At 60.4% G+C, this 25,304-nt stretch carries 20 protein-coding genes, 2 tRNA genes and 2 pseudogenes; 14 read left to right on the plus strand and 10 right to left on the minus strand.

Annotated elements, in window-relative coordinates:
- Positions 1–252 precede the first annotated feature (252 nt).
- Positions 253–780: a hypothetical protein gene (locus JKL48_RS19675; protein WP_201986526.1), complete on the minus strand. Its 528-nt coding sequence runs from the start codon at positions 778–780 to the stop codon at positions 253–255.
- 260 nt (positions 781–1,040) lie between these two features.
- On the opposite strand from JKL48_RS19675, the gene JKL48_RS19680 reads away from it, so the two are divergent.
- The 4 genes and pseudogenes from JKL48_RS19680 (at position 1,041) to JKL48_RS19695 (ending at position 3,143) form a co-directional block, all read left to right on the plus strand.
- Entirely contained in the window at positions 1,041–1,283 is a 243-nt protein-coding gene (locus tag JKL48_RS19680; protein WP_201986528.1) for a hypothetical protein, read from the plus strand.
- Positions 1,284–1,298: 15 nt separating this feature from the next.
- Positions 1,299–1,511: pseudogene (locus tag JKL48_RS19685) on the plus strand (DDE-type integrase/transposase/recombinase); the annotation flags it as partial.
- Entirely contained in the window at positions 1,508–1,741 is a 234-nt protein-coding gene (locus JKL48_RS23810) for an integrase core domain-containing protein (RefSeq protein WP_394368872.1), read from the plus strand. The pseudogene JKL48_RS19685 and the gene JKL48_RS23810, both read left to right, overlap by 4 nt.
- A 103-nt stretch (positions 1,742–1,844) precedes the next feature.
- Positions 1,845–3,143, plus strand: a complete 1,299-nt coding sequence (locus JKL48_RS19695) for a T9SS type A sorting domain-containing protein (RefSeq protein WP_201986533.1) — start codon at positions 1,845–1,847, stop codon at positions 3,141–3,143.
- Here the strand turns inward: JKL48_RS19695 and JKL48_RS23815 are convergent.
- Together JKL48_RS23815 and JKL48_RS23820 are read right to left on the minus strand one after the other, a co-directional pair.
- Positions 3,118–3,660 (minus strand): DDE-type integrase/transposase/recombinase, encoded by a 543-nt coding sequence (locus JKL48_RS23815; RefSeq protein WP_201986612.1) that lies wholly within the window; start codon positions 3,658–3,660, stop codon positions 3,118–3,120. The two genes, JKL48_RS19695 and JKL48_RS23815, sit on opposite strands and share 26 nt — an antisense overlap.
- A 393-nt stretch (positions 3,661–4,053) precedes the next feature.
- Positions 4,054–4,164 (minus strand): annotated as a pseudogene (locus JKL48_RS23820) (transposase); the annotation flags it as partial.
- Positions 4,165–4,895: 731 nt separating this feature from the next.
- Here JKL48_RS23820 and JKL48_RS19710 point away from each other — a divergent pair.
- Complete coding sequence (locus JKL48_RS19710) at positions 4,896–5,045, plus strand: hypothetical protein (protein ID WP_201986535.1); 150 nt, start codon at positions 4,896–4,898, stop codon at positions 5,043–5,045.
- A 373-nt stretch (positions 5,046–5,418) separates the two neighbouring features.
- On the opposite strand, the gene JKL48_RS19715 is transcribed toward JKL48_RS19710, so the two are convergent.
- From JKL48_RS19715 to mltG, 5 genes are all read right to left on the minus strand, one after another.
- Positions 5,419–5,503 (minus strand) — tRNA-Ser (locus JKL48_RS19715).
- A gap of 75 nt (positions 5,504–5,578) precedes the next feature.
- Positions 5,579–5,665 (minus strand) — tRNA-Ser (locus JKL48_RS19720).
- Positions 5,666–5,799: 134 nt separating this feature from the next.
- Entirely contained in the window at positions 5,800–6,780 is a 981-nt protein-coding gene (locus JKL48_RS19725; RefSeq protein ID WP_236668933.1) for a YihY/virulence factor BrkB family protein, read from the minus strand.
- A 139-nt stretch (positions 6,781–6,919) separates the two neighbouring features.
- Entirely contained in the window at positions 6,920–7,411 is a 492-nt protein-coding gene (locus JKL48_RS19730; protein ID WP_201986537.1) for an acyl-CoA thioesterase, read from the minus strand.
- Positions 7,412–7,536: 125 nt separating this feature from the next.
- Positions 7,537–8,625: an endolytic transglycosylase MltG gene (mltG, locus tag JKL48_RS19735; RefSeq protein ID WP_201986539.1), complete on the minus strand. Its 1,089-nt coding sequence runs from the start codon at positions 8,623–8,625 to the stop codon at positions 7,537–7,539.
- Positions 8,626–8,829: 204 nt separating this feature from the next.
- Between mltG and JKL48_RS19740 the strand changes: the two genes are divergently transcribed.
- The gene (locus JKL48_RS19740) at positions 8,830–9,462 is read left to right on the plus strand and encodes an L-threonylcarbamoyladenylate synthase (RefSeq protein ID WP_201986540.1); all 633 of its coding nucleotides are present in this window, start codon (positions 8,830–8,832) and stop codon (positions 9,460–9,462) included.
- Between the two features lie 144 nt (positions 9,463–9,606).
- Here the strand turns inward: JKL48_RS19740 and JKL48_RS19745 are convergent, their stop codons facing one another.
- Both JKL48_RS19745 and JKL48_RS19750 read right to left on the minus strand, forming a co-directional pair.
- Positions 9,607–10,524, minus strand: a complete 918-nt coding sequence (locus tag JKL48_RS19745; RefSeq protein WP_236668934.1) for a lysophospholipid acyltransferase family protein — start codon at positions 10,522–10,524, stop codon at positions 9,607–9,609.
- 2 nt (positions 10,525–10,526) lie between these two features.
- A complete protein-coding gene (locus JKL48_RS19750) occupies positions 10,527–11,396 on the minus strand; it encodes a hypothetical protein (RefSeq protein WP_201986542.1) in 870 nt (289 codons plus the stop codon).
- A 217-nt stretch (positions 11,397–11,613) separates the two neighbouring features.
- Here JKL48_RS19750 and JKL48_RS19755 point away from each other — a divergent pair, with 217 nt between their 5' ends.
- The 8 genes from JKL48_RS19755 to JKL48_RS19790 all read left to right on the plus strand — a co-directional run bounded on the left by JKL48_RS19755 (position 11,614) and on the right by JKL48_RS19790 (position 25,251).
- On the plus strand, positions 11,614–12,030 hold the full coding sequence (locus JKL48_RS19755) for a hypothetical protein (protein ID WP_201986544.1): 417 nt from the start codon (positions 11,614–11,616) through the stop codon (positions 12,028–12,030).
- Positions 12,031–12,177: 147 nt separating this feature from the next.
- A complete protein-coding gene (locus JKL48_RS19760) occupies positions 12,178–16,656 on the plus strand; it encodes a CusA/CzcA family heavy metal efflux RND transporter (RefSeq protein WP_201986546.1) in 4,479 nt (1,492 codons plus the stop codon).
- A 121-nt stretch (positions 16,657–16,777) separates the two neighbouring features.
- Positions 16,778–17,962 carry an efflux RND transporter periplasmic adaptor subunit gene (locus tag JKL48_RS19765; RefSeq protein WP_201986547.1) on the plus strand — a complete coding sequence of 395 codons (1,185 nt, stop codon included), beginning with the start codon at positions 16,778–16,780 and terminating at the stop codon, positions 17,960–17,962.
- A 168-nt stretch (positions 17,963–18,130) separates the two neighbouring features.
- Positions 18,131–18,805 (plus strand): WbqC family protein, encoded by a 675-nt coding sequence (locus tag JKL48_RS19770; protein ID WP_201986549.1) that lies wholly within the window; start codon positions 18,131–18,133, stop codon positions 18,803–18,805.
- Positions 18,806–18,986: 181 nt separating this feature from the next.
- Positions 18,987–21,596, plus strand: coding sequence for an ATP-dependent Clp protease ATP-binding subunit (locus JKL48_RS19775; RefSeq protein WP_201986551.1), 2,610 nt, complete (start codon positions 18,987–18,989; stop codon positions 21,594–21,596).
- Positions 21,597–21,708: 112 nt separating this feature from the next.
- A complete protein-coding gene (locus JKL48_RS19780) occupies positions 21,709–22,368 on the plus strand; it encodes a Uma2 family endonuclease (RefSeq protein ID WP_201986553.1) in 660 nt (219 codons plus the stop codon).
- A gap of 128 nt (positions 22,369–22,496) precedes the next feature.
- On the plus strand, positions 22,497–24,065 hold the full coding sequence (locus JKL48_RS19785) for an acyl-CoA carboxylase subunit beta (RefSeq protein WP_201986555.1): 1,569 nt from the start codon (positions 22,497–22,499) through the stop codon (positions 24,063–24,065).
- A 115-nt stretch (positions 24,066–24,180) separates the two neighbouring features.
- Positions 24,181–25,251, plus strand: coding sequence for a M42 family metallopeptidase (locus JKL48_RS19790; protein WP_201986557.1), 1,071 nt, complete (start codon positions 24,181–24,183; stop codon positions 25,249–25,251).
- Positions 25,252–25,304 lie beyond the last annotated feature (53 nt).

The raw sequence follows: 25,304 nt of genomic DNA on the forward strand, positions 1-25,304 counted from the left end.
GTAAAAGCAGGCGAATAGGGCGGCAAAAACAGCAGACGGGTTGCCGCCCCGCGGGCGGCCACTGCTGGCCGCCCGCGGGGCCTTGTGCACGCGCAGGTTGTCGAGCACGACCACTTAGCCGGGCACGAGCGTAGGGCTGAGCACCTACTCGAGGTAGGCCACGAAGCTGACCGTGTTCACGGCCCCATCAAGTTCCATGACGGCCTCCACACCCTGCGGCGTGAGGGCAGCGAGCACCGACACGTTCGGCACTTATGCCGGGACACGTCCTGGTCGAACCGGCGGCCCCCTGCAGCGTGGCCATAGCGGCGCGTATACGTCAAATTTACGCTCGTCTACAAACTTGAAGCGCGTGATGTCTTCGCCCGGCAAGACTTCGAGGAATGCTCGACGCAGCCCCTTCGCATGTTCGGTGCCGCGCTCGGCGGCGTGGACGCTCTTTTTGCGTCGCAAGTCCAGCGCCTGCACCGCCTGCCAGACCTTGGTGCGGCCCGCCGGGGCTCCGGCGGCGAGTTGGGCGCGTAACTCGTCCAGCGTGGCGTCGGGCTGCTGGGCCACGCAGGCCGCTAGTTCGGCGCGGGCTGCGGCATCGGGCAACGGGGCCGAGCCGCCGCGGTGGGGTAAAGCCGCGGCTGACCCCGTGGTGCGCTGATGGCGGCGCAACTGGTGGACGAACGAGTACGACACGCGAAACCGCGCGGCGAAGGCGCCAACTGAACTAGCACCCTCGGCGCAGGCGGCAAAGCCCCGTTCGCATGAATCGTCAGAATACGCCTTCATACTGTTACGTAAAATAAATCGTTGTACACTGCCCTCGAAACCTCTAAAAAAGCCTTGGTCATCTTCGGCCAGCCGTCCCCGTGAGCGTCTACCAGCACATCGCCCACCAGCCTCCTACGTGCCCGTGCGTCAGTTCTGCCAAGTGCTGCGCGTGGCTCCGGCTGCCTATTATGCGTGGCAGCGCCGCCAAGAGTAGCTTGCGGTCGAGCCGGTTTGGCAAGTGGCCGTGCGCGAAGCCTTTGGGCGGCACAGCCAGCGCTATGGCACGCGCCGAAGTATACGCCGAAGGCCATGCGGTGGGCCCCTGGCGCATCTGCTGCGTGTTCCACGCCCGCGGCCTACGGGCGCAGCAGCCCCGTTCGTTTGTGCCACCTACCACCGACTCGGACCCGGCCGTACGGGCGGCGCCCAACCGCCTGCTCAGCCAGCCGGCCTCAACCGCCCCGAACCGGGTGTGGGCGGGTCGTGCACGGCAGGGCGACATCACGTACTTGCCCTGCTAGGGCGGCGGCTGGCTCTACCTGGCCATGTGGCTTGACCGCTGCTCACAAAAAATCGTGGGCGGGGATGTGCGCGAAACGATGCCGGAAGACCTGGTCAGCGAGGTCCTGCGCCGGGCCCTTGTGGTGCGCCACCCACCGGCTGGACTTATCGTGCACTCCGACCAGGGCAGCCAGTACACGGCTACCCGCTTCAAGGGCTCGCCCGCCACGAGGCCGTGCCCAGCATGAGCCGGCGTGGCAACTGCTACGATAATGCGCATGCCGAATCGTTTTGGAGCCGATTCAAAGCTGAATTGCTCGATGGCGGTAGCTTCCCCGGGATGGCCGACTCCAATCTTGAAATCAGCCACCACATCGCCGACTACAACGTCGAGCGGCGGCATTCTTCGCTCGGCTATCTTGTCCCCAACCACTTCGCAATCCACCTTCAAAAAACGTCCCAGTTCTGTCCGGCTTAGTTAGACCACGTCAGAAGTACCTTTGGTACAATTGACCAGCAGCGGTGCGAATTCCTCGGCCTTTACCCCAACGATTCAAAGCCCTGGTAGTGTCACGGCACTTGTGCGCCAACCGAACGGCCAGTTTATTATAGGCGGTAATTTTACCGAACTTAATGGCCAGCCTGTGCACAGGATGGTCCGCCTCACAACGACTGGCGCGCTGGATGCTGGCTTTACTGCCGCTGTTGGCGTGCTACCTGCGCCGGTGAGTTGTCTTGCTTTACAGCCAGACGGTAAAGTGTTGGCTGGTACCGCGCAGGGTACCTTCCGGTTTGCGCCTAGTGGGAATCCGGACCCTTCCTTTTCTTCGGCGCTTGCTGCTACTGTCCTTGCAATACAAGCCGACGGCAATATAGTAGTTGGCGGGGGGTTCACATTCACTGCCGGGGGAGCCACGTACAGCCGACTGGTTAGATTGACTAGTACAGGAGCTGTTGACCCAAGTTTTACTCGAAACACAACCGGCGCTTGGACACCAAGTACCACAGATGCCATATTGCTACAACCCAATGGTCGAATTCTAGTAGCGGGCACCTTCTTGCCTCCTGGCCAGCCGGTAGTCACAAGGGTAGTTCGATATGAGGTCAATGGAACTCTTGACGCCACGTTCAATAACAACCTAGCTTTCACAAACGCCAACGGGTCTACATCAAGTACCAACCGTATTTTCGCACTAGCCTTACAGCCAGACGACAAAATCCTAGTAGGTGGGAACTTTGGCGCTGTGGACGGAACGTTTCATCCTCAATTAGTGCGCTTCGACCCCAATGGGGTTTTAGATGCGACTTTTGGGTCAATATCAACTTTGTCAGGCAGCGTTTTTAGCATTGCTTTGCAGCCTAATGGGCGAATATTGTTGGGCGGAAATTTCGTTAATACAGGTTCGGGAAGTGCTGGGACATTAAATAATTTAGCTCGCGTACTCGATAATGGTCAGACGGATGCTTCATTCTCCACCAGTACAATACCTAATGATATAGTTCGAGCTATACTAGTCCAACCTGATGGGGCAATTGTTCTCGCAGGAAATTTTCTCACGATAGGAGGTCAATCTGCCGTTGGGGTAGCACGAATTATTGCGGCGAACGTATTGCAGATTAGTGAACCCGTAAAAACTCCTGAAGCGAAAATCTACGTATGGCCAGTTCCTACTAATTCAGTGTTGCATGTTGCCTTAGCAGCTGGTGAGCATGCTTTGTATTATGAGTTACTAGACCTATTGGGAAGGTCGGTTCGTTTCCAAACAACCACGAACGAGCCAGATTTTCAAATAAATGTATCTAACTTACCTGCAAGCAGTTATTTGCTTCGAATAAGATTGAGCGGTAGTATAGTCACACATCGCATTCTTGTACAATGATAAAATGGGACAGTTTAGTAAAAACTGAGGTGTTCCAGCTAAGCCGGACACAAGTGGGACATTGTTTGGAGTTGGGGTTCGAGGTGGTTGGGCGATTGGTTGCCGAGCGGGGAATGGCGGTGTTCAGCGTTGCAGTAGGCGATGAGGTAGCTGATTCCGGGCCTGGCTTCGGCCAGACAGGGGAAGCTTCCGCCGTCGAGCAGTTCGGTTTGAAGCGACTCCAAAAGGATTTGAGTCGTACTCGGTAGTTATCGTAGCAGTTGCCGCGCCGGTTCATGCTTTGCCGGGCGCCGTATTTGGCGACTAGGTTCTCGAGTTGGGTAGCTGTGTACTGGCGGCCTTGGTCGGAATGTACAACGAGTCCAGCAGCGAGGGCATGTACCGTCAGCGCACGGCGCATGCCCTCGCTGACCAGGTCTTCCGGCATCGTTTCGCGAAGGTTCAAGCTGACGGCCTTGCGTGAGCAGAGGCCCAGCCAAGTGGCTAGGGAGAGCCAGCCCCCGCCCTGTTTGGGCAGGTAGGTCGCCCACCCTCACCCGATTGGGGCCTGCTGGTCGAGTAAGGGGTTGGGCGCCGCCCGCCGGGCGGAGTCTGAATCCGTGGTGCGCGGCACGAAGGCCATGCGGTCGGGTGGGGCGCGCAAGCCGTGCGCGGCTAGCGTGCGGCGGATGCGCCCCACCCGACCGCACGGCCTTCGGCGTGCAGCCGGTGGGTTCCATAGCGACGACCGTGCTGGGCAAACGCTTGCTACACGGCCATCTGCTAGGCCAGCTCGAGGGTCAGCGCTTGGGAGATGATCAAGGATTTTTTAAAATATCGAGCTCCTGCTCGGCCCGCTTGAGGCAGGCACGTAGGGCGCGCACTTCGGGGCCACATCCTCACTGCCCAACTCGGCCACGAACTGCGCTTGTTACCCGCAGTAAAGCAGCTTGGGGCTGATGCCCAATTGCCGGGCGGCCGCTTGCCTTCTGCGGCTCTCAGACGCCAGGCGCAGGGCCTCGGCTTTGAAAGCCTCGTCGTATTTTCGGCGTTTGTTGGGCGATGCCCACTCTTTTTGGCTGTTATCACAGAAGAAATATACGTCCTGCTTCTATCCGGCTTGCCTAGACCATCTCAGCACGCAACTGCTCCATCCAACAAAGCCACCTTGCGCATTGAGCTGAGTAACAAATAAAATCTTGCCCTAAAGGGAGCTTTAACTGGCTTACCTAAAAAGTAAAACCGACCAACACGACGCCCGCCTGCTCTGCCGCTCAAGCTTGGAACATGCCCTACGGGCGTGGCAGCTCCCCACTCCGGCGTTGCGCCCTGCAGGCGCTTTCGCGCGAGTGCCAGAGCCTGCCCCAGCAGACCGCGCGCCTCAAGAAGTAGCGCCATGCCCATTAGCACCGCTATAAGCCCGATGCACATACCCTCCCTGGCTAATCGCCCGCCGGCACCTGCTCGAGCAGCAACTGCAGACCCTGGACCAGGACGTATCGGCGCTGCTCAAAGCCGAGCCCGAACTCGCACGCAAGCTGGCGAACCTGGCCAGTATCCCGAGCATTGGCTAGCCCCCGCCATTGCTACCGTCGCCGAAACTAACGGCTTCGTGCTGCTGGAAAACGAGCGCCAACTCGCTTCATAAGCCTGCCTGGACATGGTGCAGCGCCTAAGTAGGCTCTCCGCTGGGACGTATCTCGCGTTGCGGCAACGTGTGCACACAGCCCTGTATCTGCCGGCCGTGAGCAGCTTGCGCTACAAACCGCAGCAATGGCCTTTCACACCCGGCAGCAAGCCCGCTTCGTTGCCGTAATGCGCAAACTGTTTCTCTGCTACGCGCTGTGGAAAAACAACCGGCTCTACGACCCGCAGTACCAATCACCCCACATCGCCGAAAAAGAAGTAACCCCGACAAGCTAATGTGCCGAGGCTACACAGGATGAACCCAAAGGCCCTCTTTCAAGGAGTCCAAAGATAAAAAAACTGCCCGATTCCTTGTTTTTCATCACAGTATCTATTGCCATCGAGAAAGAGATGGGCGAGTTCGAGTGCAGGATTTCTTCCTTTTGTTGTACGGGCCGGGTGCCAAAGCTGGCGTTAGGCCGCCCACGCTACTACCTCAACGTGGGGAGCTGCCAAGAAACAAGAGGGGACAACGCGGGGACATTGGAATTGAGCAAGGGGCAAAAAAGGCTTTTGCTGCATCCATTGCAACCGTTTTTCAATCCTGTCCCCTAAAACGTCCCCCATTGAATAAAAAACCCTGTTTCCAGTGCGGAAACAGGGTTTTTAGTAGAGAGCGAGGGATTCGAACCCCCGGAGGTTTAACCCTCAACGGTTTTCAAGACCGCCGCAATCGACCACTCTGCCAGCTCTCTGGGTCAATTGTTCCTGCGCTGTGATACGTTTGGTCAACAAAAAAGGCTTTTTCCAGCGCAGAAAAAGCCTTTTAGTAGAGAAGGGGGGATTCGAACCCCCGATACCGTTGCCGGTATAACGGTTTTCGAAACCGTCGCATTCGACCACTCTGCCACCTCTCTATACAGGCCCCCGAGCGATTGGGGAGTGCAAAAGTAGAAAGGAATGAGGAATGAAGAATGAGGAATGAAGAATTTTTCTTGCGTTTTTTTCTATTGCGCTCAAAATCAATTCCTCATTCCTCATTCCTCATTCCTCATTCCTCATTCCTCATTCTAAGCTGCTCGCGCATCATCTGGCGGCGCCGGCCGGTGATGGCGTCCATGCTCACGTTCACTTCGAAGCCGATAATCAGCGTCATGCACACAAATTCGAGCCACACCATGAAGCCCACCAAGGCGCCAATGGAGCCGTAGAACGTGTTGTAGGAATTGAAAATGCGGACGTAGAGCGTGAAGAGAAACGACACCAGAAAGATGAGCAGCGTGGCCACCACCGCCCCGGCCGAGAGCAGCGGCCATTTGTCGTGCACGGGCGGCACAAAGTAGTAAATCACGCAAGTCGTGCTCAAAAACAGCCCCACCAGCGAGCCGTAGCGGATGAGCGTGAGCACCAAATCGGTGAACCGCTCGGGCACAATTTCATAGAACACCAACCCGTCAATCAGATAGGTGCCGAAGAAAATGCCCGCGATGGACAGCAGCAATATCAGCGCCAGCACGAAGGTGAGAGCAGTGGCAATCATGCGCTTGCGCAGGTAGCTGCGGTGCTTAAACCAGGGGTATTTCTTCTCGAACGCATCGAGCAAGGCCATGATGCCATTGGAGCTGAGCACCAGGGCCGTGAGAAAACCAAACGAGAGCAAACCGCCGTGGTGAATGGTCACGATGTCCTCGATGGTAGAAGCCGTGGCCGCATACAACTCGCGCGGCATGAAATCGGCCAGAAACTGCAAAATGTCCACGTTCAGGTTCGGCACGGGGATGTACGGAATGAGCGTGAACAGGAAAATGATGGTCGGGAACAGCGCCACCGTGAGGTTGAACGCCATGTAAGCCGCCCGTTTTTCCAGCGAATCCAGCCGCAGCTCGTGCAGAATGCGGTCGAGCACGTCATAAAGCGAGGCGTGCCCCCCTGGCAGCCGCAGCCGCTTCAGGCCCACAATCATCCGCCGGTAGGTGCGCTGCTTGCGCACATCGGGGAAGCGGGCTCGGCTGATAGCGGCGGGGGCTTTCAAGGGGGTTGGAGTATTATGAACGCGCTAATAGAACGTCATGCAGAGCGCAGCGAAGCATCTTTACTGCAACAGTAAATCCTTTTGATTGGATTGCGTTGCGCAGTAAAGATGCTTCGCTGCGCTCTGCATGACGTTCATGCTACTTCCGAAAAGCCGCCGGCGCCGGCGCATCGGGCAAGATGGCGCCGGGCTTGGGCAGCACCGGGCTTTCCAGGTCGTCTTCGCTAAAATACGGCGCCAGCTGCTGCTGGATGCTTTCCGGGATGGGCACGGGCCGGCCGGTGGTGGTTTTCACGAACACCATGAGCGTGTGGCCTTCGGTAAGCAGCTCGTGGGCTTCGTTGTAAATCTCGTACTCGAACAGCACCCGCGTGCCTTCGGGCGGCTGGCGCAGCAGCAGGCGTACCGTCAGCAGGTCGTCGTAGCGCGCCGGGCGGCGGAAACGGGTGCGCAACTCCCCTACCGGCATGCCCACACCATCCGCCTCTAGCTCCTTGTAGCTGATGCCGAGCTTGCGAAACGCCTCGGTGCGCGCCACTTCAAAATACGCCGCGTAGTTGCCGTGATAGACGTAGCCCATCTGGTCGGTTTCGGCGTAGCGCACCCGGATTTGGATGTCGGATTGGTACATATGCTTTGATGTCCTTTGTCATCCTGAGCGCAGCGAAGGACCTTATTACGCAAAAACAGTTTTGCAGTAACTCATGCTGCGTGAACGTGATAAGGTCCTTCGCTGCGCTCAGGATGACAGACGAATTACTTAATCCCCGCCCGGTTCAGCGCCGCCTGGTAGCGTCTTGCATTCGCAATGTGCTCGGTCTCGTTCGTGGCAAAGGCATGGTAGCCGCTGAAATCCTCCTTGGCGCAGAAATACAAGTAATTATTGCTCTCCGGTTTCAGCACGGCGTCGATGCTGGCAATGCTGGGCAGGTTGATGGGGCCGGGCGGCAGGCCGGCGTACTTATAGGTGTTGTAAGGGGAGTCTTTTTGCAGGTGCACATTGAGCACGCGCTTGATGGTGAAGTCGTGGTTGGCGTACACCACGGTGGGGTCGGCCTGCAGCTTCATGCCGCGCTTGAGGCGGTTGAGGTACACGCCGGCAATGCGAGGGCGCTCGTCGGCGTGCTGCTGCTGCTCGGCTTCCACGATGCTGGCGAGGGTGCTCACCTGGGCGCGGGTAAGGTGCAGCTTCTCGCGCTCGGCGTCGCGGGCAGGGGTCCAGAACTGCTCGTAGGACGTTTTCAGGCGCTGAAAAAGGCGCTTGGCTGAAGTATTCCAATACACGTCGTAGGTGTTCGGGATGAACATGGTGAGCACCGTAGTGGTGTCGAAGCCCAGGCTTTTGGTGTACGCCGGGTCGCGCAGCAGCGAGTCGAGCCGGGCGGCGGGCACATCTACCTGGCTGGCCAGCTTGGTCACCAGCTCGTTGCGCAGGCGCACTGTGTTGAAGGTGAGCTTCACCGGCGACTGGGCGCCGCTCTTGAGCACGTTGATGAGCTGGCGGTTGGTGAAGCCGTTTTTCAGCTCGTAGTTGCCGGGTTTCACGGCGCCGGGCTTGTCGTACTTCATCAGCCGGGCCACGAAGTGCAGCGAGAGCTTGTCGACCACGGCTCCGGTTTTATCGATGGCCGCAAGGGCCGTTTTCCAGGTGGCGCCGCGCGGAATCACCACGTAGGTGGGCTTGCCCTTGGTTTCGATGTTGGCGGTGAAGAACACCTGGTAGAAATAATACGAGAAGCACACCAGCGCGAGCGTGAACACGACGCTCACAACGCCCCAGCGTTTGCGGCGTTTGAGGGCATCGTCGCGGCGTTCGAGGACGGACTTTTGGGCGGGTTTGGCCATGGGAAATAAAGCGGATAGCAAAGGAGCGGCGCCAAAAGTACGAAGGCCGGCAACCCGGGCGCGCACGGCCCGCGTAGTTGTTTCGTTTCGGCTGGGCGTAGTACCTTGCCCGCCCCTTCGGCTTGGCCGGCCCCGCGCCGCCGCCCGGGGCTGTCCAATGCCGGCCGCGGCTGGCCCTCACGCATTCATTCCCCACCTCACCTCATGCCCGCCACCCTTCTTCGCATTCACCCCGAAAATCCGCCGCAAAACCGTATTCAGCAAGCTGTTGACGTGCTGCGCAAAGGGGGAGTTATTATTTATCCCACCGATACCGTGTACGGCATCGGCTGCGACGTAACCAATGCCAAGGCCGTGGAAAGAGTGTGCCGCATCAAGGGCATCAACCCCGAAAAGGCCAACCTGAGCTTCATCTGCTACGACCTGTCGCACATTTCCGACTACGCCCACGGCATCAACACGGCCACCTACAAGGTCATCAAAAAAGCCCTGCCCGGCCCGTTCACGTTCCTCTTCGAAGCTAGCGCCAACGCCCCCCGCTTCGGCGGCACCAAGCGCAAAACCGTCGGCATCCGCGTGCCCGACAACCAGATTATCCGCCAGCTGGTGAAGGAGTTGGGCAATCCCATCGTGAGCACCTCGGTGCGCGAGAGCGAGGAAACCCTCGAAGAATACGTGACCGACCCGGACCTGATTTACGAGAAATACCGCCTGCTCGTCGACCTCGTCATCGACGGCGGCTTCGGCGGCAACACCCCCAGCACCATCATCGACTGCACCAACGACGACTTCGAGCTGGTGCGCGAAGGCGCTGGCGACATCGAGCCGTATTTGTAGGCGTTAAGGCGATAACAGGCAGCTGACGCTTTTAACCGGAACGTCATGCTGAGCGCAGTCGAAGCATCTCTACCGCAATAGTAAATAGTTACTTGCGCAGTAGAGATGCTTCGACTTCGCTCAGCATGACGTTCTTTTTTGCTTCTAACTGCGCTTGTGCTTCCACCTTCTATGCGTCCACAGGTACTGCTCGGGCGAGGCGCGCATGTCCGCTTCCAGCTGCCGAGCGAAGGCTTCGGTGACGGGGAAGGTGCCGGCCGGCGCTAGCTTGGCCTGGCGGCCATCGGGCAATTCGGTGAAAGTGACTTCGTAGTAGCCGCGCCGCACGCGGCGAATGCCCACGTAGAGCACGGCGCAGTCGAGCTGCACGGCCAGGCGGTCGGCGCTGGTGTAGAAGCTGGTGTCCTGGTGCAGGAAATTGGTCCAGTAGGGCTTGTCTTCGGGGCCGGCGGCCTGGTCGGATAGCAGGCTGAGGGTGTGACCCTGGCCGCGGTGGGCCACCAGGTAGCGCAGCGTGGCCAGCATGGGCACTGCATCGGCCCCAAGGCGGGTGCGCAGACGCCGCATAAAGCTCTCGAAGAACAGGTTGTTCAGCGGTTTATACACCCCCGCCGCCCGGCCGGGAAACTCCAGCGCCGCGCCGCTCAGAATCCATTCCCAGTTGCCCATGTGCGAGCCGAGCGAGAGCACCAGCCGCTTCTCGGCGAAGTAGCGCGTCATTAGCTCGGGGTTCACGAAGCGCATCCGCTCCCGCAGTTCGTCGGGCGAAATGGCCGCCAGCCTCAAAATTTCGATGATAACCTGCGAAAAATGGCGGTAGAACGCCTTGCCGATGCGCTCGATTTCGGCCGGCGACTTCTCCGGAAAGGAGTTGCGCAGGTTTTCCGTGACGACGCGCCAGCGGTAGCGCACCACGTAAGCCAGCAGGCAATAGATAACGTCCGCAAACAGGTAGAGTACCGCCAGCGGCAGGTGCGCCAGGCCCAGCAGCAGCCAGCGCAGCGGCTCGAAGTACCAGGCATAGGGCCGGCCGGTGCCGGCAGAAGCGCCTTTCGTGGCCATGCCTATTTAGCGGCCGGGGCGCTTACCTGCCCAAACTCGGCCGAGGCGCGCTGGCCAATGGAACGGTGCCCTGCGAGCAGCTTCTTGTTGCCCGGCCCGCCATACACTTCGATGAAGAGCGTGAACGGCCCATCGGGCAATGGCCCCAGCGGAATCTGGCCCACGATGGTGGTGGGTCGGCCGCTTTGGGGCGTGAGCGAGGCATCGGCATCGGCGGCCGAACCGTCGGGGGTGGTGAGGTGGTAGTGCACGCGCAGGGGCTGGTCCACGGGCGCGTTGTGCAGCTCGGTGTAGAAGAACACATTATCGGCCCCGCGGCCATACACGCCGCCGGCCGCGCGGGTGAGGCGGTAGCCGCCGCGGGCGAAATTATCGTCGCCTCCGCTCTTGGCCGCCGGGCGCGAGAGCAGCACCACATCCGATATGAACGGGCCGGTGGGGCCTTCCAGCACCAGGGGCTTTTCGACGGTGGTTTCGCCGCCGGCGCTACGGTACTGGTCTTTCACGGTGCCGCGCAGGGTGTATTTGCCATCGGGCAGCAGGATGCGCTTTAGGAAGCTCTGCGGGTTTTTGATGGCAATGGTGGTGTCGTTGAGCACCGGCGGCTTCAGCGTGATGACTTCGTGGTAGGCTGAGGAGCCGTCAGCTTTCAGTATGTCCAGCGTGACCACGGCCGCCGACTGAAACGCCTTGGGTGCCCGCTGCCGGTACTGCAGCGACTGCGTGGGCACCGTCACGTAGATTTCCACCTCGGCGCCCTTTTCCACCCGGTTCAGGTTGCGGAAGCGGGCCACGTCGAGCAGAATTTGCGGCGGCCCGGCGTGGGCGGCCAGTGTGAAGAAAGCGACGAGGAGAGTCAGGAAGTAGCGCATGGGGCAAAAGTACGGCGGGGGCTAATAGAACGTCATGCAGAGCGCAGCGAAGCATCTTGCCCGCCACACTAGCCAATGACGCCCTCACAATTGAGTTAGTGACTGCGGGCAAGATGCTTCGCTGCGCTCTGCATGTCGTGCTTTATAACCCACCAGGCTATTTTTGTGCCAACAACCCGCCAAACATTTGCCGCGCCCGCTTCGTTTACCTGCCGCTATGCGCTCTACCGTCGCCTTCTTTCTGGGAATACTGATGCTGCTGGGCAGCTTCGTGCCCGAGAACGACCTGGGCGAGTTGGCCAAGCTGCCGGAGCTGGTGAAGCACTACGAATACCACCATTCGGCGGCGGGTGGCGGGCTGAATTTCGGCCAGTTCATTGCCGAGCATTACGGCGCGGGCACCAAGCACTACGCGGGCTGCACGCTCTCGCCCCGCCACCAGCAGGACCACCACAACCTGCCCCTGCGCTGCCACCATGGCTGCGTGGCGCTGAATTTTATTGTGGCATCGGTTACGCGGGTAGTTTTCACGGCCCAGCCTGAAATGGCAGTACCCCGGGCCTACCGTGTAGCCGCCGCGCCGCGCTACGCCTTCAGCATCAGCCGCTCGCTGGCCCAGCCGCCCCGAGCCTAGCCCGCCCGCGCCCCCGGACGCAGTGTGCCCGTGCCTGATTGGCTTCGGCACCGAAATCTCGGCCCCTCCCCTCTCTTATTGGATTGTTAGCGCCTCCCGGGCCGGCCACTGGCCGCGTCCGGCCGGGCCGTAGTGCACCGTATTCGCATGATTTCGGCAATTATTAATTTCAGCATCCGCAACAAGCTGCTGGTGGGTTTGATGCTGGCGGGCCTCGTGGCCTGGGGCATTTTTTCGGCGGCCAGCCTGCCGCTCGACGCCATTCCGGACGTCACCAACAACCAGGTGCAGGTCATCACCCAAAGCCCCGCGCTGGCGGCGCAAGAGGTGGAACAGCTCATCACCGTGCCGCTGGAGCTGCAGCTGCGCACCATCCCGGGCGTCACGGAAATCCGGTCCATTTCCCGCTTCGGGCTGTCGGTGATAACCGTGGTTTTCGACGAGGACGTGGACACCTACCACACCCGGCAGCTCGTGGCCGAGAAGCTCAAAGTGGCCGAAGCCGACCTCGGCCAGGGCTTGGGCGCGCCGGGCATGGCGCCCATCACCACCGGCCTGGGCGAGATTTACCAGTACACCATCAAGGTCAAGAAAGGCTACGAGAAAAAGTACGGCCTGGCCCAGCTGCGCGACGTACAGGACTGGCTCATCAAGCGCCGCCTGGCGGGCGTGACGGGCGTGGTCGACGTGAGCAGCTTCGGCGGCTACGTGCGGCAGTATGAGGTGAGCGTGGACCCGACGCGCCTGGCCGGCGCCGACGTGAGCATGGCCGAGCTGTACGAAGCCCTGCAGGCCAACAACGGCAACGCCGGCGGCAGCTACCTGGAGCGCGGGCCGCGGGCCTTTTTCATTCGGGGCGAGGGCCGGGCCACGTCGTTGCAGGACATCGGCAACATCGTGGTGAAGCCCGTGGCCACGCCCGGCCAGGGCGGCGCCCCGCTGTTGGTGCGCGACATTGCGGCCGTGCGCTTCGGCCACGCCGTGCGCTACGGCGCCATGGACCACGACGGCCTGGGCGAAACCGTGGGCGGCGTGGTGCTCATGCTGAAGGGCGCCAGCTCCGAGGCCACCATCAAAAACGTGAAGGAGCGGGTGGCCGAAATCCAGCAAACGCTGCCGGCCGGCCTGGAAATCGTGCCCTTCCTCGACCGCACCAAGCTGGTGGACAAGGCCATTCATACGGTCGTCAAAAACCTAATTGAGGGCGGCATCATCGTGATTGTGGTGCTGCTGCTGCTGCTCGGCAACCTGCGGGCCGGGCTGGTGGTGGCGGGCATGATTCCGCTGTGCATGCTCTTCGCGCTGGCCATGATGAAGCTCTTCGGCGTGTCGGCCAACCTGATGAGCCTGGGCGCGTTGGACTTCGGCCTCATCGTGGACGGGGCCGTGATTATCGTGGAAGCCGTCATCGCCCACCTCGTGCTGGAGCGCGAAAAAGCCGCCCACGAAACCATGGACGGCATCACCGAGGGCGTGGCCACGCGGCTCATGCGCTCTGCCCTGTTCGGGCAGCTCATTATTCTGATTGTGTACCTGCCGATTTTGTCGCTCACCGGCGTCGAGGGCAAGATGTTCCGGCCCATGGCCCTCACGGTGAGCTTCGCCATTTTCGGGGCCATGCTCCTGTGCCTCACCTACGTGCCGGCCGTCACGGCCTGGGCGCTACGCAAAAACATCGGCGAGAAAAAGAACTGGGCCGACCGCATCGTGGGCTTCCTGCACCGGCTCTACGACCCCGTGATTCGGGCGGCGCTGGGGGTGCGCTGGCTGGTGGTGGGCGGGGCCGTGGCGCTGCTGGCGCTGGGCGGCTTCGTGTTTTCGAAGCTGGGCGGTGAGTTTATTCCGCAGCTCGACGAGGGCGACTTTGCCGTGAACGTGACGCTGGCGCCGGGCTCGTCGCTGGACGAAAGCATCCTGCTCACCAGCCGCGTGCAGCGCATTCTCAAGAGCAAATTCCCGGAAGTCATTCAGGTAGTGGGCAAAATCGGCACCTCGGAAATCCCCACTGACCCCATGTCGCTGGAAGACTCCGACCAGATGGTCATCCTGAAAGACCGCAGCGAGTGGACCAGCGCCAGCAGCCGCGAGGAGCTGGCCAACAAGATGCAGGCCGCCCTGGCCGGCGTACCCGGCGTGAGCCTGGAGTTTCAGCAGCCCATCCAGATGCGGTTCAACGAGTTGATTTCGGGCGTGAAGTCGGACGTGTCGGTGAAGATTTACGGCGACGACCTCGACGTGCTCAAGGCCAAAGCCGACGAGGCCGCCGCCCTCATCCGCCCGCTGGCCGGCGTGGGCGACATCAAGGTGGAGCAGATTATCGGCCTGCCCCAGCTGCGCGTGGCCTACGACCGTGCCAAGCTGGCCCAGTACGGCCTGCGCGTGGCCGACCTCAACGCCCTGCTGCAAACCGCCTTCGCCGGCCAGACGGCCGGGCAGGTGTACGAAGGCGAGCGCCGCTACGACCTCGTGCTGCGCCTCGACTCGCTGCACCGCCGCGGCCCCGACGACCTCAGCCAGCTGCTGGTGGCCCTGCCCGACGGCAACCAGATTCCGCTGGCCGAAGTAGCCACCGTAGCCCTGAAACCGGCCCCCGCCCAAATCTCCCGCGACGACGCCCGCCGCCGCGTCAACATCGGCGTGAACGTGCGTGGCCGCGACGTGCAAAGCCTCGTGCAGGACATCCAGGGCAAGCTGAAAACCGGGCTGCGCCTGCCGCCCGGCTACAGCATCACCTACGGCGGCCAGTTCGAAAATTTGAACCACGCCAAGGCCCGGCTGGCGGTGGCCGTGCCGGTGTCGTTGGTGCTGATTTTCATGCTCTTGTTCCTGGCCTTCCGCTCGGTGAAGGAAGCGCTGCTGATTTTCACGGGCATTCCGCTGGCGGCCATCGGCGGCGTGCTGGCGCTGGGCATCCGGGGGATGCCGTTCAGCATTTCGGCCGGCGTGGGCTTCATCGCGCTGTTTGGCGTGGCAGTTTTGAATGGCATTGTACTGGTAGCCAGCCTCAATGAGCTGGCGGCGGCCGGCGTGGCCAAGGTGCGCGAGCGGGTGCTGCGCGCCACCGAGGAGCGGTTCCGGCCGGTGCTGCTCACGGCCTCGGTGGCCTCGCTGGGCTTTTTGCCGATGGCCTTGTCTAACTCGGCCGGCGCGGAGGTGCAGAAGCCGCTGGCCACCGTCGTCATCGGCGGGCTGATTACGGCCACGCTGCTCACGCTGCTGGTGCTGCCGGTGCTCTACACCTTCTTCGTGAAAGACGACGAGCCCAGCCCCGTGGAAGCCGCCAAGGCCGAGCACGACGCCAAAGTGCGGGAAGAAACCGGCGAAGAGCCCAACGCAGCGATGACAGCCAACCCCACTGAAACCCCCAAACAACCCGAGACAAAAGCTTCTGGCGCCCCGGGCGCGGCTACGGTGGCGCTGCTCCTGGTGGCGCTGGCCGCCCTGCTGCCCGCCACCGCCCGCGCCCAAAAGGCCCCGACGGATGCGCCGCTTAGCATCTCGCAGGCGCTGAGTACCGGCCTGGCGCAGAGCCCGCTGGTACAGGCCGCTGCCCTGCAGGCCCAGCAGCAAACCGCCCTCGCCCGCACCGGCTACGACCTGCCGCGCCTGGTGTTCGACTATCAGTACGGTCAGATTTCGGGCCCGCTGGCCGACCACAGCTTCAACGTGTTGCAGCAGTCGGCCTTCCCTACCGTGTATGGCGCGCAGCGGAAGGTGCTGCAAACCACCGCCGAGGGTGCCAATATCCGGGCCCGCGCCCAGCGCCGCGAGCTGAGCCGAAGCATCCGCTCGGGCTACTACAACCTGCTGGTGACCTACCGCCTCGCAGCCCTGCTGCGCCGGCAGGATAGCCTCTACCAGCGCGCCGCCCGCGCCGCCCGCATCCGCTACCAGGTGGGCGAAACCAACCGCCTGGAGCAGGTTTCGGCCGAAGCCCGGTCGCGCGAGCTGCAAAACCGCCTCGCCACCCTGCACTCCGAGCTGCTGGTGCAGCGCCGTCAGCTGGCCCTGCTACTGGGCCAGCCCGGCCTAGCCAGCATCGACACTACCGCCAGCCCCCGCGCCGTCCTGCTGCCCGCCGACACGGCCGCCCTCACGCCCGCCACCAACCCCACGCTGGCCCTCTACCAACAGCAGCTCACCCTCAGCCAGCAGCAAACCAAAGTCGAAAAGCTCCGCCGCCTGCCCGACCTGCGCGCCGGCTACTTCAACCAGACCATCAACCAGGAGCGCGGCTTCAACGTGGCCCAGGCCGGCATTGCCGTGCCGCTGCTGGGCGGGGCCCAGCGCGCCCGCATCGCCGCCGCCAAAATCGGCGAGGAAGCCGCCCAGGTGCAGCTGAACTATGCGAACACGCAGTTCGGCACCCAGCTCAGCACCCTGCGCCAGCAGCTGGCCCGCGCCCAAGCGTCGCTGCTTTACTACGAAAACTACGCCCTGCCCCAGGCCCGCCTCATCCTCGACACGGCCGAAAAAAGCCGCCGCGCTGGCGATATCGAGTACGTGGAATACGTGGTGAACACCCAGCCCGCCTGGCAGATTCAGGAAGCGTATTTTGAGCAGCTCCGGCAATACAACGAGCTGGTGGCCAACATCCAGGCCCTGGCCGGGGCCGACGCTCCATAAAGCCGTCATGCAGCGCAGCATCTCGCGTGCCACCACTAATTAACCAGAAATGCTACCCCACGCGAGATGCTGCGCTACGCGCTGCATGACTGGCAGAATACCCCATCACGGAACCCATCCCATGAAAGCCCTATCCTACATCGCCCTCCTCCCCTTCCTCATCGCCTGCGGCGGCAAAACCGAAAAGGCCGCCGACAAGCCCGCGCCGCCCCCACCCCGCGCGCCCAACGAAGTCTTCCTCTCCAAAGCCCAAATGCAGGCCGCTGGCATCGAGTTGGGCACCTTCACCAGCCGCGACCTCGGCATCGAAGTGCAGGCGACGGGCCAGATTGACGTGCCCCCCAGCCACAAAGTATCCATCACCGCCGTGATGGGCGGCTACGTGCAGCAGTTGCCGGTACTGCCCGGACAGCACGTATCACAGGGCAGCGTGCTCGCCACGCTGCGCAATCCCGACTACCTCAAGCTCCAGCAGGACTACCTCCAGAGCAAGGCCCGCATCGTCTTTCTCCAGCAGGAAACCGCCCGCCAGCAGGTGCTTAACGATGAAGACGTGGGCGCCCGCCGCAAGCTTCAGCAGGCCACTTCTGAGCTGCGCACCGAGCAGGCCGCCGCCGGCAGCCTCGCCGCCCAGCTCCGCCTCATCGGCCTGAACCCAGGCAATATTACGGCCGGCAATATCCGGCCCAGCGTGCCGCTCATCGCACCCATCGGCGGCTACGTGAAGGCTGTGCTGGTGAACCCCGGCCAGTTCGTGAACCCGCAGGATGTGCTTATTGAACTGGTCGACCGCTCCGACCTGCACCTTGAGCTCAAGGTGTTTGAGCGCGACATTGCCAAAGTGAAAGTGGGTCAGGACATCCTGTTCCGCGTGCCGGCCCAGGGCGCCAGCGCCCGGCCGCTGCCCGCCACCGTCTTCCTCGTCGGCAAAGCGTTTGACGACGACGGCCGCACGGTGAGCGTGCACGCTCACCTGCACGACACTGGTCCCGATGCCGCGGCCACTGCGGCGTTGCTCCCCGGCCAATACGTCAGTGCCCGCATCCTCGCCGGCCGCACGCCCCAGCGCACCCTGCCCGAAGACGCCCTGGTGCCCGGCGGCGAAGTAAGCTACGCCTACTACCAGGTTAAAGCCGACGCCAAAGGCAGCACCTTCCGCCGCTTCAGCCTCCGCCCCGGCGCCACCGACCAGGGCCAGGTGGCTGTGCGCCCGCTGGACAAGCTGACTGACACCACGCACTTGGTTGTGAAGGGAGCCTATTTTCTGGATGCCGAGCGTAGCAAAGGCCAGGGCGGGGACGAGTAACGCGCCCACGCCAACCTCACCCCCGGCCCCTCTCCCGCGGAGAGGGGAGCCTGACGATTCTAAACCGCACCGAACCGGTGCCCCCTCTCCGCGGGACTCTGCGCTTAAAGCAGATGCGGGGTCAGGGGGTGAGGTCAACGTCTGGCTGATTCCCGTTATTTGCGCCCCATGATTCTCCTCTCCGAACTGCACTACCACCCGCCAGCCGCCCTCTTCGCGGCACTCATAAACGCTGATGTCCTCTTACTAGAAGCCCACGAGCACTACCGCAAGCAAACCTACCGCAACCGCTGCCTCATCCGCACCGCCCAGGGCGTGCAGCCCCTCACCGTGCCCGTTATTGATGGCAGCCGAGCAGAAAAGGTCCGCGTTTCGGCCATTGAAATTGATTACCGGCAGAACTGGATTCACCGACACTGGCGCACCTTGCAAACGGCTTACGGCAACAGCCCATATTTTGAGTTTTACGCCGACTACCTGCACGATATATATCTGAGTAAACCGGCGCTGCTATTTGACCTAAATCAGCAGTTTTTGCGTTTATTGCTAAAGTGTTTCCGGCTCACCCTGCCGGTGCACCTCACCGCCGAATACCACGCCCACTACCCCGCGCAACCTTCTACCCCGATTTCTGGTCTAGCTTCTACCCAATTAGTCGTTGCCGACCGGCGCGACTGGCTGACACCCAAAGCCGACTCAAAAACCCGCGAACCTGACACTCCGGCAGCCTCTACCCTGGTGCGGCCCTATCCGCAGGTGTTTGGCCCAGGTTTTGAGCCCGGTTTAAGTGTGCTGGACCTGCTGTTTTCGCAGGGCCCGGCAGCTGGCTCTTTTTTACAGTAATTCTGTACTCCCTACAGCAACCTGTAATTTTCTACCGACGTTAAGAGGAACGACTCATCGGTTGCTCTTGGCCCGAACCTTCGCCCGAACCAGCTTGTTTTCAAGCTACATCGGCCCAACCCGTACATCGTGTTTTTCGCCCGACGCGGGGCTTATTAGATTTTTCACTACGTTTATTGGCATGGAAGCTAAATTCTCAAACCGCGTCAAAGAGGTTATTTCCCTCAGTCGGGAAGAGGCCATCCGTCTCGGCCACGACTATATCGGCACCGAACACCTGTTGCTCGGCATGATTCGCGAGGCCGAAGGCACCGCCCTCGGCCTGCTGCGCAAGCTGGGCGTGAGCATCGACGAGCTTAAATTTTCGCTCGAACAGGCCACCCGCAACACCGCCAGCCAGGGCACCAGCATCACCGGTTCGATTCCGCTCACCAAGCAGACCGAAAAGGTGTTGAAAATAACCTATCTGGAAGCCAAAATTTTCAAGTCCGAAATCATCGGCACCGAACACCTGCTGTTGTCCATCCTGCGGGACGAAGACAACATTTCTTCCCAAATTCTCAGCAAATTCAACGTGAACTACGAAACTGTGCGCGACTCGCTGGATTACCACGGTAATGCCGGCGCGGCTCCGCAAAACCGCACGCCCGACACCGACGACGACGATAACGACAAACTCTTTGGTTCGTCGGGCCCCGGTGGCCGCGGTAGCTCGGGCAGCTCGTCGACCAAAAAGCCCGGCGAAAAATCGCGCACTCCGGTGCTCGACAACTTTGGTCGCGACCTGACCAAACTGGCCGAGGAAGACAAGCTCGACCCCATTGTGGGCCGCGAAAAAGAAATTGAGCGCGTGGCCCAAATCCTGAGCCGCCGCAAGAAAAACAACCCCATCCTCATCGGTGAGCCCGGCGTGGGCAAAACGGCCATCGCCGAAGGCCTCGCCCTGCGCATCATCCAGAAGAAAGTAAGCCGCGTGCTCTTCAACAAGCGCGTTGTGACCCTGGATTTAGCTTCGCTGGTGGCCGGCACCAAGTACCGCGGCCAGTTCGAAGAGCGCATGAAGGCTGTGATGAACGAGCTGGAAAAATCGCCCGACGTGATTCTGTTCATTGACGAATTGCACACCATCGTGGGTGCCGGCGGCGCTTCGGGCTCGCTCGATGCTTCGAATATGTTCAAGCCGGCTTTGGCCCGGGGCGAGATTCAATGCATTGGCGCCACCACGCTGGACGAGTACCGTCAGTACATCGAGAAGGACGGCGCCCTGGCTCGTCGTTTCCAGATGGTGATGGTGGACCCCACCACGCCCGAAGAGACTATCGAAATCCTGCACAACATCAAGGATAAGTATCAGGACCACCACCACGTGGTCTACACCGATAAGGCCATTGAGCAGTGCGTGATGCTATCGGACCGTTATATGTCCGACCGTTTCCTGCCGGACAAGGCCATCGATATTCTCGATGAAGCTGGTGCCCGCGTGCACATCAACAACATCGTGGTACCCGAGGACATCCTCAAGCTCGAAGAGCAGATTGAGAACATCAAAGGCGAGAAAAACGCCGTGGTGAAATCGCAGAAATACGAGGAAGCCGCCCGTCTGCGCGACACTGAAAAGAAACTTCTGGAGCAACTCGAATCAGCTAAAAAGAGCTGGGAAGAGGAAACCAAGAAGAAGCGCTACACGGTGAAAGAGGAAAACGTGGCCGAGGTAATCGCCATGATGACCGGCATCCCCGTTTCGCGCGTGGCCCAGAACGAAAGCCAGAAGCTCCTCAACATGAACGAGGAGCTGCAGGGCAAAGTAATTGGCCAGGACAAAGCCATCAAGCAGTTGGTGAAAGCTATTCAGCGCACCCGCGTGGGCTTGAAAGACCCCAAGAAGCCCATTGGCTCGTTCGTGTTCCTTGGCCCGACAGGCGTGGGTAAGACGGAGTTGGCCAAGGTGCTGGCTACTTACCTCTTCGACAAGGAAGATGCCCTCGTTCGTGTTGACATGAGCGAGTACATGGAGAAATTCAGCGTATCGCGCCTGGTGGGCGCGCCTCCCGGCTACGTGGGCTACGAAGAAGGCGGCCAGCTGACGGAAAAAATCCGCCGCAAGCCGTATTCGGTGATTCTGCTCGACGAGATTGAGAAGGCACACCCCGATGTGTACAACCTGCTCCTACAGGTGCTGGACGATGGCATTCTGACCGACGGTCTCGGCCGCAAGGTGGACTTCCGCAACACCATCATCATCATGACCTCGAACATCGGGGCGCGTGACCTGCAGGACTTCGGCGCCGGCATCGGCTTTGGCACCAAGGCCCGTCAGGACAACATGGACGAGTTGACCAAGGGTACCATCACCAACGCCCTGAAAAAAACCTTCTCGCCCGAGTTCCTCAACCGCTTGGATGACGTCATCGTCTTCAACTCGCTGGAGAAAAAGGACATCCACAAAATCATCGACATCAGCCTCAGCAAGCTCCTCTCGCGGGTGCAGGCCCTGGGCTACCGTGTCGAGTTGACCGAAAAGGCCAAGGATTTTGTGGCCGACAAAGGCTACGACCCCAAATACGGTGCCCGTCCGTTGAACCGCGCCATCCAGAAGTACATCGAAGACCCGATTGCTGAGGAAATCCTCAAAGCTCAGGTAGTCCACGGCGATGTTATCACCGCCGACTACACCGAAGGCGCGGAGGAGTTGACCTTCGCCGTAAGCAAGAGCGGTGAGGCCCAGAACCTCGCCAGCGACGAGCGCCCGGCCGAAACGCCGGAAGCCCCCGATACGGATGCGAAGAAATAAGCCTGTAGCATAAGCTTTAGCTTGTGCCCGCTAGCAGAAGCCGGCTCCAGCAATGGAGCCGGCTTTTTCGTTGTTAACTTGGAGGCCAGTACCAACGGCCACGCCACCCATTATGCCTGCTACGCTCCCTCAAACTACGCTGCCGCCCAAAACCTGGTACAGTCCGGAGGAATACCTCGCCTTCGACAACGCCGCTGAAGGCCGGTTCGAATACATGGACGGCCGCATCACACCCGTGGGCCAGCCCGACATGGTGAACGTGCTCGACCCGACGTTTCGGGCCGGTGCCAGCCCGGCGCATTACGAGTTATCACGTGTAGCAGGAGGCCTACTGTTTAGTAGACTTTCTGCTTCGTGCCGGGCATACACCAGCGATGCCCGCGTGCACATTCCCATTACACGAGCCTACACCTACCCCGATATCGTCATCGTGTGCGGCAAGCCTGAATACCTTGACCCCGAGGCGGCCATTCCGTCGCTTACCAACCCCAGGGTTATCATCGAAATCTTATCGGAATCGACGGCTGACTACGACCGCATGGGCAAATTCATGCGCTACCGGAGCATTGCGGCGCTGCAGGAATACGTACTAATTGACTCGCGTCAAATGGCCGTTGAGGTATTTACCCGAAACGAAACCGGCTGGAACTACCTGCCAGCCAACGAGCCCGTCGATTCTCTCATTCTAACCAGTGTCGGGGTTTCGATAAGCTTAGCCGAACTATACGCAGACATTTTGCCCGATGCGGCAGCCCTGGCAGAGCAGCTATAAGCGCGGGGTGAACCCACGTATTTGCGCACCGTTTGGGAGGTTGTTTTCCGTGTCCGTAATCGGCCGATAACCTACCTTTGACCTCCCACTCCCGCGCATCCCTCCCACCCGCGCGCCCAACCTAACTCATGCCCGACCCACACGCCAACGCCCATCTCTCCAAAACCGAATTGCTGGCCCGCAAAAACGAAGAAGCCCTGTTGGGCGGAGGCCAGGCACGCATCGATGCTCAGCATAAAAAAGGCAAGCTCACCGCCCGCGAGCGGGTGGATTTGCTGCTGGACGAAGGCTCGTTCGAGGAAATTGGCAAGTTTGTGATGCACCGCTCCAAAGATTTCGGACTGGATAAGGAGCACTACCTCGGCGACGGCGTAATAACCGGCTACGGCACCGTGCATGGACGCTTGGTGTATGTTTTCTCGCAGGATTTCACCGTTTTCGGTGGCTCGCTGAGCGAAACGCACGCGGAGAAAATCGTCAAAATCATGGACCTCGCCATGAAAAACGGCGCGCCCGTAATTGGCCTGAACGACTCGGGCGGCGCCCGGATTCAGGAAGGCGTGGTGAGCCTCGGCGGCTACGCCGATATCTTTTATAAAAACACTCTGGCCTCGGGTGTGGTGCCGCAGTTGTCGGCTATTATGGGGCCATGCGCGGGCGGCGCGGTGTACTCGCCGGCCATCACGGACTTCATTCTGATGGTGGAGCACACGAGCTACATGTTCGTGACCGGCCCGAACGTGGTGAAAACCGTGACCCACGAGGAAGTAACCAGCGAAGAGCTTGGCGGGGCCAGCACCCATTCGGCCAAAAGTGGCGTTACGCACTTCAGCTGTGCCAATGAAGTGGTGGCCATCAACCACATCAAGCAACTGCTGAGCTACATGCCACAGAACTGCGAGGAAACCACGCCGCACCAGCCCTACGAAACCAGCGGCGACGAAAGCCGCACCGTGCTGGATAAACTGATTCCGGAAAATGCCAACCAGCCCTACGACATGCGCGAGGTTGTGGAAGGTATTATTGACGAAGGTTCTTTCCTGGAAGTGCATCAGAATTTTGCCGAGAACATTGTGGTGGGATTCGCCCGGCTGGCGGGCCGTAGCATTGGCATCGTGGGCAACCAGCCGGCGGTGCTGGCCGGTGTGCTCGACATCAATGCCAGCACCAAAGCCGCGCGCTTCGTGCGCTTCTGTGACTCGTTCAATATTCCGTTGCTGGTGCTGGAAGACGTGCCCGGCTTCCTACCCGGCACCGACCAGGAGTGGCGCGGCATCATTACCAACGGCGCCAAGCTGCTCTACGCCTTCTGCGAAGCCACCGTGCCGCGCATCACTGTCATCACCCGCAAGGCCTACGGCGGGGCGTATGATGTGATGAATTCCAAGCACATCGGAGCCGATATGAACTACGCCTGGCCCACCGCCGAAATCGCCGTGATGGGCGCCAAAGGCGCGGCCGAAATCATTTTCAAGCGCGAAATTGCTGCGGCCGAAAACCCCGAAGCCAAGCTTCAGGAAAAGGTGGACGAGTATCAGGAAAAATTTGCCACGCCCTACCGCGCGGCGCACCGCGGTTTCGTAGATGAGGTAATTTTGCCCTCACAAACCCGGCAAAAATTGATTCGCGCCTTTAAGATGCTGGAAAACAAAGTGGATACTATGCCGCGTAAGAAGCACGGCAACATTCCGCTGTAAAACCATTTGTCATGCTGACGAAGGAAGTATCTTATCACGGCTGCCTTCGTCACCTCTTCTACCCAGCGGCGCGGACGTGATAAGATTCTTCGCTGCGCTCAGAATGACCATTACCATGCGCCCAGAATCCTTCGAATTTCTCCAAAACTACCTCAACAACTCCTCCCCAACTGGCTTCGAAAAAGAAGGGCAGAAACTGTGGCTGGAATACCTCAAGCCCTATATTGACGAATATTTCGTGGATACCTACGGCACAGTGGTGGGCGTGATTAACCCCGAGGCGAAATACAAAGTTGTCATCGAGGCGCACGCCGACGAGATTTCCTATTTCGTGAATTATATCACGAAGGAAGGCTACTTGTATTTGCGCCGCAACGGCGGTTCCGACCCGCTGGTGGCCCCCAGCAAGCGCGTCAATATTTTCGGTGAAAAGGGTATTGTGAAGGGCATTTTTGGCTGGCCCGCCATTCACGTGCGCAAGGTGGAGCAGGACAAGGCGCCGACCATCGAAACCGTATTTCTGGACTGCGGCGCAAGCAGCGCCGACGAGGTAGCCGAAATGGGCATTCACGTGGGTTCGGTGGTGACGTTTGAGGACGAATTCACGGTGCTGAACGACAAGTTTTACGTGGGCCGCGCGCTGGATAACCGCGTAGGCGGCTTCATGGTAGCCGAAGTGGCGCGTATGCTGAAGGAGAATAACAAAAAGCTACCCTTCGGCCTCTACATCGTGAATGCGGTGCAGGAGGAAATCGGCCTGCGCGGCGCCGAAATGGTGGCCCACCGCATCAACCCCGACGTAGCCATCATCACCGACGTGACGCACGACAGCCAGTCGCCGATGTATGAGAAAAAGACGGCCGGCGACATCAGCTGCGGTAAAGGCCCCGTGATTACCTACGGCCCCGCCGTGCAGAACAACCTGCGCGAACTCATTATCGACACCGCGAAGCAGGCGAATATTCAGTTCCAGCGCGCCGCCGCCACCCGCGCCACCGGCACCGATACCGATGCATTTGCCTACTCCGGCTCGGGCGTGGCTTCGGCCCTGATTTCACTGCCGCTGAAATACATGCACACCACCGTGGAAACCGTGCACAAAGACGACGTGGAAAGCGTGACCCAACTGATTTATGAGACGCTGTTGCGTATCGAGGACGGGCACGATTTCCGGTATTTCAAATAAGCCTTAAAACACGTCTGTCATCCTGAGCGGAGCGAAGGACCTTATCACGGCTG

The organism is Hymenobacter rubidus, assembly GCF_016734815.1.
Taxonomy (GTDB): domain Bacteria; phylum Bacteroidota; class Bacteroidia; order Cytophagales; family Hymenobacteraceae; genus Hymenobacter; species Hymenobacter rubidus.